This is a genomic window from Alloalcanivorax sp., assembly GCF_964221125.1.
GTDB classification, from domain to species: Bacteria; Pseudomonadota; Gammaproteobacteria; order Pseudomonadales; family Alcanivoracaceae; genus Alloalcanivorax; species Alloalcanivorax venustensis.
The window spans coordinates 1-14,693 of the sequence record NZ_CAXPXK010000101.1 but is presented as its reverse complement, the minus strand read 5'-3'; the positions used below and the strand labels follow the sequence as shown (position 1 = coordinate 14,693).

14 protein-coding genes are annotated in these 14,693 nt (G+C 66.8%); 11 read left to right on the top strand and 3 right to left on the bottom strand.

Annotated elements, in window-relative coordinates; translation table 11 throughout:
* Both cysP and cysT read left to right on the top strand, forming a co-directional pair.
* The coding region (gene cysP, locus ACEQZD_RS12970) for a thiosulfate ABC transporter substrate-binding protein CysP (protein ID WP_370185996.1) at positions 1–726 on the top strand (726 nt) is incomplete at its 5' end.
* Positions 727–733: 7 nt separating this feature from the next.
* Positions 734–1,564, top strand: coding sequence for a sulfate ABC transporter permease subunit CysT (gene cysT / locus ACEQZD_RS12965; RefSeq protein WP_255442593.1), 831 nt, complete (start codon positions 734–736; stop codon positions 1,562–1,564).
* 173 nt (positions 1,565–1,737) lie between these two features.
* On the opposite strand, the gene ACEQZD_RS12960 is transcribed toward cysT, so the two are convergent.
* The 3 genes from ACEQZD_RS12960 to ACEQZD_RS12950 all read right to left on the bottom strand — a co-directional run bounded on the left by ACEQZD_RS12960 (position 1,738) and on the right by ACEQZD_RS12950 (position 5,315).
* Positions 1,738–2,418 carry an anti-sigma factor domain-containing protein gene (locus ACEQZD_RS12960; RefSeq protein ID WP_370185994.1) on the bottom strand — a complete coding sequence of 227 codons (681 nt, stop codon included), beginning with the start codon at positions 2,416–2,418 and terminating at the stop codon, positions 1,738–1,740.
* Complete coding sequence (locus ACEQZD_RS12955; protein ID WP_370185992.1) at positions 2,415–2,969, bottom strand: RNA polymerase sigma factor; 555 nt, start codon at positions 2,967–2,969, stop codon at positions 2,415–2,417. The genes ACEQZD_RS12960 and ACEQZD_RS12955 overlap by 4 nt, the downstream gene beginning before the upstream one ends.
* 342 nt (positions 2,970–3,311) lie before the next feature.
* Positions 3,312–5,315 (bottom strand): hypothetical protein, encoded by a 2,004-nt coding sequence (locus ACEQZD_RS12950; RefSeq protein ID WP_370185990.1) that lies wholly within the window; start codon positions 5,313–5,315, stop codon positions 3,312–3,314.
* Positions 5,316–5,559: 244 nt separating this feature from the next.
* Between ACEQZD_RS12950 and cysW the strand changes: the two genes are divergently transcribed.
* From cysW to ACEQZD_RS12905, 9 genes are all read left to right on the top strand, one after another.
* A complete protein-coding gene (cysW, locus tag ACEQZD_RS12945; protein WP_142949554.1) occupies positions 5,560–6,408 on the top strand; it encodes a sulfate ABC transporter permease subunit CysW in 849 nt (282 codons plus the stop codon).
* Positions 6,405–7,499 carry a sulfate/molybdate ABC transporter ATP-binding protein gene (locus tag ACEQZD_RS12940; RefSeq protein ID WP_370185988.1) on the top strand — a complete coding sequence of 365 codons (1,095 nt, stop codon included), beginning with the start codon at positions 6,405–6,407 and terminating at the stop codon, positions 7,497–7,499. The genes cysW and ACEQZD_RS12940 overlap by 4 nt, the downstream gene beginning before the upstream one ends.
* 144 nt (positions 7,500–7,643) lie before the next feature.
* Positions 7,644–8,633, top strand: a complete 990-nt coding sequence (locus tag ACEQZD_RS12935) for a PhoH family protein (RefSeq protein WP_142949556.1) — start codon at positions 7,644–7,646, stop codon at positions 8,631–8,633.
* The gene (gene ybeY / locus ACEQZD_RS12930) at positions 8,605–9,111 is read left to right on the top strand and encodes an rRNA maturation RNase YbeY (protein WP_370185986.1); all 507 of its coding nucleotides are present in this window, start codon (positions 8,605–8,607) and stop codon (positions 9,109–9,111) included. The genes ACEQZD_RS12935 and ybeY overlap by 29 nt, the downstream gene beginning before the upstream one ends.
* The gene (locus ACEQZD_RS12925; RefSeq protein WP_370185984.1) at positions 9,111–9,980 is read left to right on the top strand and encodes an HlyC/CorC family transporter; all 870 of its coding nucleotides are present in this window, start codon (positions 9,111–9,113) and stop codon (positions 9,978–9,980) included. The genes ybeY and ACEQZD_RS12925 overlap by 1 nt, the downstream gene beginning before the upstream one ends.
* 141 nt (positions 9,981–10,121) lie before the next feature.
* Positions 10,122–11,600 (top strand): apolipoprotein N-acyltransferase, encoded by a 1,479-nt coding sequence (lnt, locus tag ACEQZD_RS12920; RefSeq protein WP_370185983.1) that lies wholly within the window; start codon positions 10,122–10,124, stop codon positions 11,598–11,600.
* Between the two features lie 123 nt (positions 11,601–11,723).
* Positions 11,724–12,605 (top strand): MBL fold metallo-hydrolase, encoded by an 882-nt coding sequence (locus ACEQZD_RS12915; protein WP_142949561.1) that lies wholly within the window; start codon positions 11,724–11,726, stop codon positions 12,603–12,605.
* A 10-nt stretch (positions 12,606–12,615) separates the two neighbouring features.
* On the top strand, positions 12,616–14,283 hold the full coding sequence (locus tag ACEQZD_RS12910; protein ID WP_370185981.1) for a TIGR01244 family sulfur transferase: 1,668 nt from the start codon (positions 12,616–12,618) through the stop codon (positions 14,281–14,283).
* The coding region (locus ACEQZD_RS12905; RefSeq protein WP_370185979.1) for a SulP family inorganic anion transporter at positions 14,268–14,693 on the top strand (426 nt) is incomplete at its 3' end. The genes ACEQZD_RS12910 and ACEQZD_RS12905, both read left to right, overlap by 16 nt.

The following is a 14,693-nucleotide window of genomic DNA, read 5'->3' as shown; positions in this document are numbered from 1 at the left end:
AAGGGCAACCTGATTCCCGAGGACTGGAACCAGCGGCTGCCCAACAACGCCAGCCCGTACTACTCCACCACCGCCTTCCTGGTGCGCAAGGGCAACCCCAAGGACATCCAGGGCTGGGGCGATCTGGCCAAGGACGGGGTCGATGTGGTGTTCCCCAACCCCAAGACCTCCGGTAACGGCCGCTACACCTATCTGGCCGCCTGGATGGCCGCGGAAGAGCAGTTTGGCGGCGACGAGCAAAAAATCCGCGACTACATGACCCGTTTCCTGGGCAACGTGGCGGTGTTCGACTCCGGCGGCCGCAGCGCCACCGTCACCTTCGCCGAGCGCGAGATCGGCGACGTGCTGATCAGCTTCGAGTCGGAAGTGAACAACATCCGCAAGGAGTACGGCACCGGCGACTACGAGGTGGTGGTGCCCAAGACCTCGGTACTGGCGGAATTCCCGGTCAGCGTGGTCGACGACGTGGTCGACGAGCGCGGCACCCGCGAGGTGGCCACCGCCTACCTGGAACACCTCTACGACAAGGAGATCCAGGAGCTGCTGACCACCTTCAACTACCGTGTGCATCACCCGGAAGTGGTGAAAGCCACCGAAGACCAGTTCCCGCCGGTGAAGCTGCTCAAGGTGGAGGACTACTTCGGCTCCTGGCAGAACGCCCAGGACACCCACTTCGCCTCCGGCGGCGTGCTCGACGAACTGCAGGCGCAGGCGCGGAGACGCTGATTTGGCCATCCTGCGCACCCGGCACTCGGTATTGCCCGGCTTCACGCTCAGCTTCGCGCTGAGCGTGCTGTTTATTTCGCTGGTGATCCTGGTGCCGCTGTCCGGGCTGGTGCTGCACGTCAGCGAGATGACCTGGGACCGCTACTGGTCGGTGATCACCAACCCGCGCAGCCTGGCCAGTTTCAAGGTCACCCTGCTGGCCGCTGCCGGCGCCAGCGCCATCAACGCGGTGGTGGGGTTATTGCTGGCCTGGGTGCTGGTGCGCTACCGCTTCCCCGGGCGCCGCGTGATGGACGCCCTGGTGGACCTGCCCTTCGCCCTGCCCACCGCCGTGGCCGGCCTCACCCTGTCGGCGCTGTTCGCCGCCAACGGCTGGCTGGGGCAGTGGTTCGAAGCGATCGGCATTCCGGTGGCCTACACGCCGCTGGGCATCATGATCGCGATGAGTTTCACCAGCCTGCCGTTCGTGGTGCGCGCGGTACAGCCGGTGCTGGAAGACCTGACCCCGGACGTGGAAGAAGCGGCCGCCACCCTGGGCGCCACGCCCATGGCGTCGTTCTTCCGCGTGGTGCTGGCACAGTTGATGCCGGCGCTGCTCACCGGCACCGCCCTGGCGTTCACCCGCAGCCTGGGCGAGTACGGCGCGGTGATCTTTATCGCCGGCAACATGCCGTTCGAAACCGAGATCATCTCGCTGCTGGTCAACATCCGCCTGGAAGAGTACGACTTCGCCGCCGCCAGCGCCCTGGCCTCGGTGATCCTGGGCGCCTCCCTGGTGCTGCTGTTCGGCATCCAGATGGTGCAGGGGCGGCTGATCCGCCGCTGGCAAGGCGGCTGAGTACAGTTAACAGTGAATAGTTAATAGTTAACAGTTACGCGGGAGGGGCCTGTGGGGCGTGGACGCCGTGCCCGCGAAAACAGGCCGTGCCGGCCGCGGGCCGCGGGCCGCGGGAAAGCCAACCAGCCTCCCCCCTAACTGTTAACTGTTCACTGTTAACTCTTAACTGCTTTTTATAGTGCGACTGCGCGGCCGATAAAGAGCACCGGGCCGGTGGGCCGGGGTTCCGGTGAGCCGCCCGGCGGCTCCAGGGTGAGTTCGAACAGCTGGCCGCTTTCCACGCCGCCGACCTGCTCGGCGGGGATCACCAGGCTGCGGCCCGGCTCCACCAGCCCCAGGGAGCGGGGGCCTTCGGCGTTATTTTCCAGGGTCCAGAACTGCACGCTGCGGTCGGCGCGGTAGTCCGTCTGCTGCGCCAGGGGCGTCAGTTGCAGGTCGCCGTTGTCCGCCACGGTGATCCGCCAGCCCGGCTGGGCCGCTTCGCCCGGCGCCTGAAGCACCACGGTGTACACCGGGGCCGGCTGGCGCAGCGGGCCCACCGCCAGCACCAGGGCCACCAGCAGGGCGGCGCTGGCGAAGCGCCAGGCGGGCGTGCTCTGCCACAGGCCGCGCCACCAGGACACGGCGATGCCGGTCTCGCGGGCCAGGCGCCGCCACAGGCCGGGCGGCAGACGCGCCGGCTCCAGCAGCTCGGCGGCGCCCACCCAGTGTTCGCGCCAGTACGCCGCCTGCCGCGCGGCCTGCTCGTCTTCCGCCAACCAGCGCTCGATCTCCACCGCCTGCTCGCCACGGTGCAGACCGAGGACATACTCGGCGATCAGCAGACGCTGTTCTTCCTGGTTATCGGGAATCATAGCCGCAGACACTCCTGAAGCCCTTTAAGCCCGGTGCGAACCCGGCTTTTGATGGTGCCCAGGGGCACCGCTAATGTTTCGGCGATCTGCTCATAGGTGAAACCCTGATAGAACGCCATCAATATCGGCCGGCGCCGGTCGCCCTGCAAACCGCGCAGGCACTCCTGCATGGCGCGCCGCTGGTCGGACTGCATCGAGCACTGCTCCGGGTTGGGCCCGGGATCCGGCCAGTCGTCCCCCGGCAGCGCCTCGGCGTCGTCACGTTTCGCCCGGCGGTGCTGATTGATCAGCCGGTAGCGCAGCAGCGCGTACAACCAGGCCCGGGCGCTGCCCTTTTCAGGATGGAAGCGGACGGCGTTACGCCACACCTGCACGAACGTATCCTGCAGCGCCTCTTCCGCCAGCTCCCGGTCGCCGCTGAGCCGGCGCGCCAGCGCCAGCATCCGTGGCGCCTCCAAACGGTACAGCCGTTGAAACGCCTTGGCGTCGCCTCGGGCACAGGCCAGCAGTAAAACCGTGGCTTGCTCCAGTTGGTGATTCGACTCGTCCATGGGATGTCCGGCGCGATGTGAATAAAACGCGATGGTCCATCGCGCCGCGAGAAGGCCGTGTCAATGTCGGGCCACGAAGCCAGTTTTGTAGGAGCTTCGCCCTGTGGGAGCGGGCTTGTGGGAGCGGGCCCCGCCCGCGAAAGGGTGGCGTCAGCCACCCGGCAGGATCCCAGAGACGCTGTTGATACTGCCGTCAGTAACGCTTCTGGCATCCTGCCGGCCGGCTTTGCCGGCCTTTCGCTTGCAGGCAAGCTCCCACAAAACTGACTTCGTAGAACGCTTTGTTGCTCACTCCTGGAAGGGCGCCGCCGCAAAGGCGGCTCCCTTGGAGCTACGTACAGCTTATTCGGGCGCGCGGCCCAGGTAGTCGGCGATCAGGACCACGGATTCCGGCGCCGCCTGGGCGATGGACTCGTCCGGGCTGACGTCGCCGCCGGCGGAGCTGAGGATGTTATCGAAACGCAGCACCATGCCCTGGGACTTTTCAGCCACATAGAGGTTGGCGCCGTCGAAGGCGATATCCACCGGGTTGCCGAGCATGGTGTTGCCGACCGCGTTGTTGTCCTCGTCGTCGATGCGCACCGCCACGTTGGTGATGCCGTCGGCGCTGGAGGCGTTATCCAACACGTACAGCTTGCCGTCGGTGGGGTTGGCGCCGCTACCCACGTCGGACAGGATCAGCTTGTCGCCGTCCGCCACGTGCACGATGCCGTGCAGGTTGGTGGGTGCCGCGAAGGCGTTGCCGCCTTCCCCGGGGACGATGGTGCGGTCGGCGCCGCCGGCGCCACGGTCGGTGCTCAGATCGTCATAAACCGCCACGGTGCCGTCGGTAAGCGCCACGTACAGGCGGTCACCTTCGGGGTCGTAGTCCAGATCCCAGGGCTGCACGGTGAGGTCGATGCTGAAGATCGGGGCCACATCGCCGTCGGCCTGGGCGCCGAACACGCGCACTGAACCCGGCGCGCTGTTTTCGGTGACCAGCACCCAGCCCAGCTCGTCGGCGATATCAAAGCCCTTGGGCGCCGACAGGCCGGTGTTGGCGCCGGAAATCAGACGGTCGCGGCTCATGTTGAAGCTTTCACCGTCGCGGCCCACGCCCACCCGGTTGAGCACGGCGATGCCGCTGTCGTAGGTGGCGTAGGCGTCGCCGGTCTGGTTGACGCTGATGCTTTCCACCGGCTGGCCGACGGAGAAGTCGCGGCTCTGGGCGGTGAGGTCGGTGTCATAGACCAGCACGTCCGGGTCGGCGTTATCCGGGTCCGGGTTGCGGGTCACCATGACGCCGTTGATGGTCACGGAAGTGTCTTCCAGGTCGGACAGGTCGGGCTGCACCGGGCTGTCCATGATCACGGCCAGGGACTCGGGCTTGACGCTGTCCACCGTCTTGTCCGGAGCCACGTCGCCGGACGGACCGCTGAACACGCTGCGGTAAACCAGGATGGCGTCGTTGGATTTTTCCGCGATGTAGGCGGTGCTGCCGTCGAGCACCAGGTCCACCGGGTTACCCAGCAGGGTGTCCGGGCCGTTGACGGTGCGGGCCGGGGTCACCGTGCCGTTGGCGGTGGAGGCGTTTTCGATCACGTACAGGCGGCCGTCGTCGGCGATGGCGGCGTCACCCACGTCGGTGACCACCAGGGTGTCGCTGTCGGCGTCGTAGCCGATGCCGTGCATGTTGGAGGTCATGCCGGCACTGTCCGGGGTGATGACACGGGCGCCGGCCACGCTGAAGCCGTTCGCCACATAGTCGTCGGCGACCAGGATGGTGCCGTTGGTCATGGCCAGGAACACCCGGTCGGCGTCTTCGTCGTAGGCCAGATCCCAGGCGTCGCCGGCCAGGGCCGTGGAGGCCAGCGGCGTGGCGCCGGCGCCGGCGGTGGTGCCGTAAATCTCGATGCTGTTGCCGTTGATGTTGGCGGCCATGATCAGGCCGGCCTCATGGGCGATCGCCACGCCTTTCAGATTGGACGAGCCGGTGGCGGTGAAGGAGCGGTCCAGGGTGGCCACCGGGGAGGCGCCGTCCTGGCGGTCGAGAAGTTTGTGCAGGGTCTGTACGCTGCTGGGCACCGCGGTGTCGTCGGCGGCGTGCACGTTACCGAGCAGATCCAGCACGATGCCTTCGTTGGCGTCGGCGTTGAAGGTGGACTGAACGCGCAGACCGCTGTCGAGCTGGTCGATCTGGCCGACGCTGCCGCCGCCGTTGTGCATCACCAGCAGGGGCGAATCCTGATTGCCGCCGTTGTTGTTATCCGGGACGAAACTGCTGCCGCCGTTGCCACCGCAGGCGGCCAGGGTCACGGCCAGCGCCAGCGGCGACAGCCAGTAAAGACCATTGGTATTCAAGTTCATGCTCTCTCTCCTTGCTTCATCATGAAGGGGGCGGCCGGAGGTCGCCCGAACCGGGAATCGAGATCCCGTAAGGGGATACCCGCCCCGGGACGGCCCGGATGTAGCGAAACGTAACGATTTGTACGCGCCGGGAGAGTCCCGCGATCTAACGGCATGGCGAAAGGATATAAATGAGCGCTTTATTTTGCCGTTACGGAATATAGAATCATCACCTCCCACAAACACCGTAAGGAGCCCACCACCCATGTCCTCCGCAAACCGGCCCCACAAATGGCACCAATGGACGCTGGTCGCCGCCGCGTTCGCCGCCGTGGTGGTGTTGCTGGTGTTGCCGCTGGTGGTGATCTTCGCCGAGGCCTTCGCCCAGGGCGCCGGCATGGTGGTGGACAACCTGACCAGCGACGACATGATCGGCGCCATCCAGCTCACCGTGATCGTGGCGCTGATCACGGTGCCGGTGAATCTGGTGTTCGGCGTGCTGCTGGCCTGGTGCGTGACCCGCTACGAGTTCCGCGGCCGCAAGCTGCTCAGCACCCTGATCGACATTCCGTTCGCCATGTCGCCAGTGGTCGCCGGCCTCTGCTATCTGGTGGTGTACGGCGGCCAGGGCCTGGTCGGGCAGTGGCTGGACGACCGCTTCGACGTGCAGTTGATGTTCGCGCTGCCGGGCATGGTGATGGTCACCGTGTTCGTGACCTGCCCCTACGTGGCCCGGGTGCTGATTCCGCTGATGCAGTCCCAGGGCACCGAGGAAGAGGAAGCGGCGATCCTGCTGGGCGCCTCCGGCTGGCAGGCGTTCTGGTACGTGACACTGCCGAGAATCCGCTGGGCGCTGCTGTACGGCGTGGTGCTCACCAACGCCCGGGCGGTGGGTGAATTCGGCGCGGTGAGCGTGGTGTCCGGCCTGATCCGCGGCGAGACGCTGACCCTGCCGCTGCTGATCCAGATGCTCAACGAGGACTACAACACCGTCGGCGCCTTCACCGCCGCCGGCCTGCTGGGGGCCATGGCGCTGGTCACCCTGCTTCTGAAAACCGTGCTGGAATGGCGCCAGAGCAGCAAACTGAACGCCGCCGAGGAGACCCTGACATGAGCATCCGCGTTGACGGCATCCGCAAGACGTTCGGCGGCTTCGCCGCACTGGATGACATTTCCCTGAACGTGCCCCAGGGCGAGCTGGTGGGTCTGCTGGGCCCGTCCGGCTCCGGCAAGACCACCCTGTTGCGCATCATCGCCGGCCTGGAAAAACCGGACCGGGGCCGGGTGCTGTTCAACGAGCGCGACGTCACCACCCTGGACGTGCGCCGCCGCAAAGTGGGCTTCGTATTCCAGCAGTACGCGCTGTTCCGCCACCTGACCGTGGCCGACAACGTCGCCTTCGGGCTGCGCATGCTGCCGCGCGGTGAGCGCCCCGGCCGCGACGCGGTGCGCGCCCGGGTCCGTGAGCTGCTGGAACTGGTGCAGATGGACACCATGGCCGGGCGCTACCCGGCGCAGCTGTCCGGCGGCCAGAAGCAGCGCGTGGCGCTGGCCCGCGCCCTGGCCCTGGAACCGGAGGTGCTGCTGCTCGACGAGCCCTTCGGCGCCCTGGACGCCAAGGTGCGCAAGGAGCTGCGCCGCTGGCTGCGCCACCTGCATGAGCAGATTTCGGTAACCAGCATCTTCGTCACCCACGACCAGGAAGAGGCCATGGAAGTGTCCGACCAGGTGGTGGTGATGAGCCAGGGGCATATCGAGCAGATCGGCAGCCCGCTGACCGTCTACGAACAGCCGGCCAGCCGCTTCGTGTTCGACTTCCTGGGCCATATCAACGCCCTGGAGGGCCTCTACGACGGCGCCGTCTGGCAGTCCGGCGAGGCGCGCCTGCGCCTGGACACCCACGGCGCTTGCCCGGACGGCGCCCTGACCCTGTACCTGCGCCCCCACGAGGCGACCCTGGCCAAGGCCCCGGTCGAGCACGCCCACCTGCCGGTGAAACTGGCGGCGCGCAGCGTGTTCGGCGGCACCGTCACCCTGGAGCTGGAGCCGCGCGGCTGGGGCGCCGGCGTGCTGGAAGTGGAGCTGGACCGGGACACCTGGGCGGCCCTGGCGCCGGGCCGCGACGAGACCCTTTACCTGCTGCCGCGCAGCCTGCAGACGGTCACCTGTGACGGCGATCTGGGCCCGCGCGTGGCACCCGCCTGAGCGGCCCTGTCCGACAACCCGGCCACGGCGCTTGCCCCGACGCCGGGGGCCGGGCTAGAGTGCCGGCTGAGAGGGTTCCCCAGCGGGGCCCTTGAGAGTATTCTGAATTCATCGCCAACTGCCCCAGGGGCCATCTCTCCCAACTTGGACACACCAGCCGCTTCCCAGCAAGTCAGTCTTGAACCCTACGACTCCCGCCGTCTGGCCAGCCTGTGCGGCCGTCTCGACGAGCATATCAAGCAGATCGCCGACCGCCTGCAGGTGGATATCCGCAACCGCGGCAACCTGTTTCACCTGTCCGGCGACTCGCGGGCGGTGCAGGCCGCGTCCACGGTGCTCAACGACCTCTACGCCCAGACCGCCGACACCGAGGACCTGACCCCGGAAATGGTGCACCTGCATCTGCAGCAGTCGGAGCTGTCCGAGAAAGTCGACAACACGGTGGCGTTCCCCAGCGACGACGTGGTGATCCGCACCAAGCGCGTGCGCATCAAGCCGCGCGGCGGTCACCAGCGCGAGTACGTGAAAACGATCCGCCGCTTCGACATCAATTTCGGCATCGGCCCGGCGGGCACCGGCAAAACCTGGCTGGCGGTGGCCTGCGCGGTGGACGCCCTGGAGAAGTCCGAGGTACAGCGCATCCTGCTGGTGCGCCCGGCGGTGGAGGCCGGCGAAAAGCTGGGCTTCCTGCCCGGCGACCTGGCGGAAAAGATCGACCCCTACCTGCGGCCGCTCTACGACGCCCTCTATGAAATGCTCGGCTTCGAGAAAGTGGCCAAGCTGATGGACCGGCTGGTGATCGAAGTGGCGCCGCTCGCCTATATGCGCGGGCGCACCCTGAACAACAGCTTCGTGATCCTCGACGAGGCGCAGAACACCACCCCGGAACAGATGAAGATGTTCCTGACCCGCATCGGCTTCGGCTCCAAGGCGGTGATCACCGGCGACGTCACCCAGGTGGACCTGCCGCGCCATCAGAAATCCGGGCTGGTCAATGCCCTGGAGGTGCTCGCCGGCGAACAGGAAATCGGCGTCACCCGTTTCGACAGCCGCGACGTGGTCCGCCACCCGCTGGTGCAACGCATAGTAGAGGCCTACGACCGTCATGAGCGGGATACCGACCCCCAACGTTGAAGTCCAGTGGGCCAGCGACGCCCCGGACGCCCCCGACGAAGCCGACTTACGCGCCTGGGCCGTGAAAGCCGTGGCGGTGGCCGGCGGCGTGGTCGGCGATATCACCCTGCGGGTGGTGGACGACGCGGAAATCCAGACCCTGAACCGGGAATACCGGGGCAAGGACAAGCCCACCAATGTGCTGTCCTTTCCTTTCGAAATGCCGGAAGGCCTGCCCGAGGACGCCTGCGCGCCGCTGCTCGGCGACATCGTGATCAGCGCCCCGGTGGTGCGCCGCGAAGCCGCCGAACAGCACAAACCGCTGGACGCCCACTGGGCGCACATGGTCACCCACGGCGTGCTGCACCTGCTCGGCTTTGACCACATCGATGATGACGACGCGGACGTGATGGAAGCCCTGGAAATCCGTGCCCTGGCCGAGCAGGGTTACCCCGATCCCTACACCGTTTCCCATTCAAGCAAGGAGTTGCATCTCTAATGTCGGACGACTATTCCGATAATGGCACCAGCCGAAGTTGGCTGGAGCGCGTCGGCCAGTTCTTCACCTCCACCCCCGGGTCCCGGGACGAGCTGCTGGACCTGATGCGCTCCATGCGCGACAGCGACATTATTGACGGCGACACCCTGGGCATCATCGAAGGCGCCATCTGCGTCAGTGAGATGCAGGTGCGCGAAATTCTGATTCCCCGCTCACAGATGGTCAGCATCCGCGCCTCCGACGACCCGCGCGACTTTCTGCCCACCATCATCGACTGCGCCCACAGCCGCTTCCCGGTGCTCGGCGACGACCCGGACGAGATCATCGGCATCCTGCTCGCCAAGGACCTGCTGGCGCTGATCCTGGAGCCGGCGCGCATGGAGCGCTTCGTGATCAAGGACCATGTGCGCTCGGCGATGGTGGTGCCGGAATCCAAACGGCTGGATTCGCTGCTGCGCGAATTCCGCATCACCAAGAATCACATGGCCATCGTGGTCAACGAATACGGCGGCGTGGCCGGCCTGGTGACCATCGAGGACGTGCTGGAACAGATCGTCGGCGAGATCGAGGACGAACACGACATCGATGACGACGACTACCTGATCAAGGATCTGGAAGGCGATGACTTCACGGTCAAGGCGATCACCCCCATCGACGAATTCAACGAGCACTTCAAAACCCAGTACCGCGACGATGAATTCGACACCATCGGCGGCCTGGTGATGCAGGCCTTCGGCCACCTGCCCCAGCGGGAAGAATCCGTGGATATGGGCAACCTGCGCTTCACCGTGCTCAGCGCCGACGGCCGCACCATCCGCCTGCTGCGGGTGGCGCCGCTGGACGCCGACGGCGACACCTCCGACGGCTGATCCGGCGCCGCTGACGCCCGCCATGGCGTCCGCCGAGCCCCCCGGCGGTCGCGCGCCATGGATTGCCGGCGCCAACTTGCGTATAACAAGGCTTCGCCTACCCGGCCTCCTTTTGTCTTTTTTGCAATCGTGACCCTGCTTATGCGCAATCTGTTTCTGGCCCTGATCGCCGGCCTGCTGTTCCCCTTGGCGTTCGCTCCCTACGGCCTGTGGCCGTTGTTGCTGGTCAGCGTGGCGCTGGCCTACTGGGTGCAGGCCAGCGCCCCGTCCGCCAAGGCGGCACTGCTGGGCGGCTGGGTCTATGGCCTGGGCATGTTCGGGTTCGGCGTGGCCTGGCTGCAGGTGTCGATGACCGACTACGGCTATATGCCGCTGTGGATGGCGGTGCCGGCCACCGCCGCCTTCGCCGCGCTGCTGGCGTTGTTCTATGGCGCGGCGTTCTGGCTGACCCGCCGGTTCAGGGGCGGCGGGCTGATGTTCGCCGGCGCCTGGGTGCTGGCGGACTGGTTGCGCGGCTGGCTGCTCACCGGCTTCCCCTGGTTGTATGGCGGCTACGCGCTGATCGACACGCCGCTGGCCGGGCTGGCGCCGCTGGGGGGCATCTGGCTGATGACCCTGGCGGCGGTGATCCTGCCCGCCACGGCGGTGGAGCTGGTGCTGCGCCGGGGCCGGGGCACCGGCCCGCTGGTGCTGTCCCTGGCGCTGATCGTGGCCGGGGTGGTGGCCGGCCAATTCAGCTTCACCCACGCCGAAGGCGAGCGGCAGCAGGTGGCGCTGGTGCAGGGCAATGTGCCCCAGGATCTGAAATGGCTGGCCACCATGCGCAAGGAAACCCGCGAGATCTACGCCGGCCTTACCGAGGGTCTGCCGGAGGGCACCCTGGTGGTGTGGCCGGAATCGGCGATGATCGAGTTCTACCAGGACATCGACGACTTCGTGGACGACCAGGGCGAAGCGGTGGCGGCCAAAGGCGGCGCGCTAATCAGCGGCCTGCCGTGGCGCGATGAAAGCCGCACCCCGACCACCTACCACAACAGCATCGCGGTGGTGGGCACGGACAGCGAGGACGGCGTCTACCACAAGCAGAAGCTGGTGCCGTTCGGCGAGTACGTGCCGCTGCAGGGTCTGATTCGCGGGCTGATCCCGTTTTTCGACCTGCCCATGTCGAGCTTCACGCCGGGCAGTCCGCGCCAGCCCAATCTGTATGCCCTGAGCCATGAGATCGCGCCCTTCATCTGCTACGAGATCCTTTACCCGGAGCTGGTGGCGAGCCGCACCGGCAGCGCCGACGTGCTGCTGACGATCAGCAACGACGCCTGGTTCGGCACCTCGGCGGGGCCCCACCAGCACTTTCAGATGACCCGGCTGCGCGCCCTGGAAACCGGCCGCTGGCTGCTGCGCGGCACCAATAACGGCATCACCGCGGTGGTTGACCACCACGGTAAGGTGGTGGAGCGGCTGCCCCAGTTCGAGCGCGACGTGCTGGTCAGCGAGTACCAGCCGCGCCAGGGCGAGACCCCGTTTATGCTGGCCGGCGTCTGGCCCACCCTGCTGCTGGCGCTGGCGTTCGTGGTGCTGGGCCGGGGCCGCCGGGCCCGGGGGTTGCTGGAGTCATTCTGATGCTGACGTTATATACCGTTTAGGAATAAGCTTATAATCTAATTTGACAGAACCTCCTGGCCAACCTATAACGGAAGCCGGGCGCGACGCACGCCCGGCTGTTTTTTCCGTTCAGGAGGTTTCATGTCCCCGTCCGCCGCCGGCATCCCGCAGGTAGAGAGTTTTTTCGATCCGGTCACCAATACCGTCAGCTATGTGGTTATCGACCCGCAAAGTCGACGCTGCGCGCTGGTGGATTCGGTGCTCGACTATGACGCCGCCTCCGGGCACACCAGCTACGCCGGCGCGCAAAAGCTGGTGGACTTCGTGCGCGCCCAGAACCTGACCGTGGACTGGCTGCTGGAAACCCATGTGCACGCCGACCATCTATCCGCCGCCCCCTGGCTGCAGGAGCAGGTGGGCGGCAAGCTCGCCATCGGCGACCACATCCGCACCGTCCAGCACACCTTCGGCAAAGTGTTCAACGCCGGCACCGACTTCGCCCGCGACGGCAGCCAGTTCGATCACCTGTTCCATGACGGCGACCGCTACCAGGTCGGCGAATTGCAGGCCAGCGCCCTGCACACCCCCGGCCATACGCCCGCCTGCATGAGCCATCTGATCGGCGACGCCCTCTTTGTCGGCGACACCCTGTTCATGCCCGACTACGGCACCGCCCGTTGCGACTTTCCCGGCGGCGACGCGCGCACCCTGTACCGCTCGATCCGCAAGCTGCTGGCGCTGCCCGACGAGACCCGCGTATTCCTTTGCCATGACTACCTGCCGGAAGGACGTGACCGGTTCTGCTGGCAGACCACCATCGGCGAGCAGCGCCGTCACAACATCCATGTGCACGAGGGCATCAGCGAGGCGCAATTCGTCGCCATGCGCGAAGAGCGCGACGCCACCCTTGGCATGCCACGCCTGATTCTGCCTTCGGTACAGGTGAACATGCGCGCCGGACATTTGCCGCCGCCGGAGGACAACGGCGTGCAGTACATGAAAATTCCGTTGAACCGTCTTTGAGGAGCAGCCGATGTCGGACTACAAACGCCTATCGCCCAACCTGGCCGTGGCCGGGCAAATCCAGCCCGGCCAGCTGGAGGACATCGCCCGGCAGGGTTTCCACACCGTCATCAACAACCGCCCGGACGGTGAGGGTGACGACCAGCCCACCAGCGACGCGCTGAAGCAGGCGGCCCGCGCCGCCGGGCTGGCCTATTACCACCTGCCGGTGACGCCCGGCGATATCCGTGACACCGACGTCATGGGGTTCGCCGGGCTGATGCAGCAGGCGCGGGGCCCGGTGCTGGCGTTTTGCCGCACCGGCAACCGCAGCAGCTCACTGTGGGCGCTGTCGGAAAGCACGCGCACCGACCCGGAAACGCTGATCGCCACCGCCGACCAGGCCGGCTATGACCTGAGCAAGCAGGAAGCGCGTCTGCAACAACGCTGGCGGGCCGGCCCCGGGGCACAGCCGCAACCCGGCCATTCCGCGGCCACCACCTGGGACGTGCTGGTGGTGGGCGGTGGTGCCGGCGGTCTGGCGGCCGCCGCCAGCCTGCTCAAACGCCGGCCGTCGCTGAGCATCGCGGTGATCGAGCCCGCCGACACCCATTACTACCAGCCCGCCTGGACCCTGGTGGGCGGCGGCGCCTTCGACCCCGCCGACACCGCCCGGCCGATGGCCTCGGTGATGCCCCGGGGCGTGAAGTGGATCCAGTCACGGGTGGAAGCCTTCGTGCCGGAACAGAATCAGGTGGTGCTGGACGACGGCGGCCGGGTCAGCTACCGCATGCTGGTGGCCGCCCCGGGCCTGGAGCTGCATCTGGACGGCGTGGAGGGTCTGCGCGACGGGCTGGGCCGCAACGGCGTCACCTCCAATTACCTGTTCGAATACGCGCCCTACACCTGGCAGTGCGTACGCGACCTGCGCCAGGGCCGCGCCCTGTTCACACAACCGCCGATGCCGATCAAATGCGCCGGCGCGCCGCAGAAGGCGCTCTATCTGTCCTGTGACCACTGGCGCAGACAGCATCGCTTGAGCAATATCGACGTGCGGTTCCACAACGCCGGCGGCGTACTGTTCGGGGTGGAAACCTTCGTGCCGCCGCTGATGGAATACATGCGCCGCTATCAGGTGGGGCTGAACTTCAACAGCACCCTGAAAGCGGTGGACGCCGGCGCCCGTAAAGCCTGGTTCGTGGACACCGATGCGGACGGCAACCGCCAGGAGCGCGAAGAAGCCTTCGACATGCTGCATGTCACGCCGCCGCAGCGGGCGCCGCGCTGCGTGCGAGACAGCGCCCTGGCCAACGACGCCGGCTGGCTGGACGCGGATCCCGACACCCTGCGCCATAACCGTTTCGAGAACGTGTTCGCCATCGGCGACGCCAGCGGCACCGGCAACGCCAAAACCGCTGCGGCGGTGCGCAAACAGGCGCCGGTGGTCGCCGCCAATCTGCTCGCCACCCTGGACGGCAAGCCCATGGGCGGCCGCTATCAGGGTTACGGTGCCTGCCCGCTGACGGTGGAAAAGGGCAAGGTGATCCTCGCTGAATTCGGCTATCAGGGGGCGCTGCAACCCAGCTTTCCGCTGGATCCGACCAAGGCGCGCAGCAGCTACTGGTGGCTGAAAACCAAAGCCATGCCGCGCATCTACTTCGACCTGATGCTGAAAGGCCGTGAATGGCTCACCGGCTGACCCTGGCCCCCTGGCTGAAAGGCTACCGGCCCGGCGACGCCGCCGCCGACGGCATGGCGGCGCTGATCGTCACCTTGATGCTGATCCCGCAGAGCCTGGCCTATGCGCTGCTTGCCGGGGTGCCGGCGCAGATGGGCCTGTACGCCAGTATTCTGCCGCTGATCGGCTATGCGCTGTTCGGCTCCAGCCGCACCCTGGCGGTGGGCCCGGTGGCGGTGGTGTCGCTGATGACGGCGGCCGCCGCCGGTCAGGTGGCCGGCGGCGACAGCGGCGCCTACCTGGCCGCCACCGTGATACTGGCGCTGCTGTCCGGCGCCTTCCTGATCGCCATGGGGCTGCTGCGCCTGGGCTGGGTCGCCAACCTGCTCAGCCATTCGGTGATCAGCGGCTTTATCACCGCTTCCGGGCTG

Coding starts and splice junctions, on each gene's coding strand:
- ACEQZD_RS12960 (WP_370185994.1), bottom strand. CDS start 2,418: ATGATTCCCGATAACCAGGAAGAACAGCGTCTGCTGATCGCCGAGTAT.
- ACEQZD_RS12955 (WP_370185992.1), bottom strand. CDS start 2,969: ATGGACGAGTCGAATCACCAACTGGAGCAAGCCACGGTTTTACTGCTG.
- ACEQZD_RS12950 (WP_370185990.1), bottom strand. CDS start 5,315: ATGAACTTGAATACCAATGGTCTTTACTGGCTGTCGCCGCTGGCGCTG.
- cysW (WP_142949554.1), top strand. CDS start 5,560: ATGTCCTCCGCAAACCGGCCCCACAAATGGCACCAATGGACGCTGGTC.
- ACEQZD_RS12940 (WP_370185988.1), top strand. CDS start 6,405: ATGAGCATCCGCGTTGACGGCATCCGCAAGACGTTCGGCGGCTTCGCC.
- ybeY (WP_370185986.1), top strand. CDS start 8,605: ATGAGCGGGATACCGACCCCCAACGTTGAAGTCCAGTGGGCCAGCGAC.
- ACEQZD_RS12925 (WP_370185984.1), top strand. CDS start 9,111: ATGTCGGACGACTATTCCGATAATGGCACCAGCCGAAGTTGGCTGGAG.
- lnt (WP_370185983.1), top strand. CDS start 10,122: ATGCGCAATCTGTTTCTGGCCCTGATCGCCGGCCTGCTGTTCCCCTTG.
- ACEQZD_RS12915 (WP_142949561.1), top strand. CDS start 11,724: ATGTCCCCGTCCGCCGCCGGCATCCCGCAGGTAGAGAGTTTTTTCGAT.
- ACEQZD_RS12910 (WP_370185981.1), top strand. CDS start 12,616: ATGTCGGACTACAAACGCCTATCGCCCAACCTGGCCGTGGCCGGGCAA.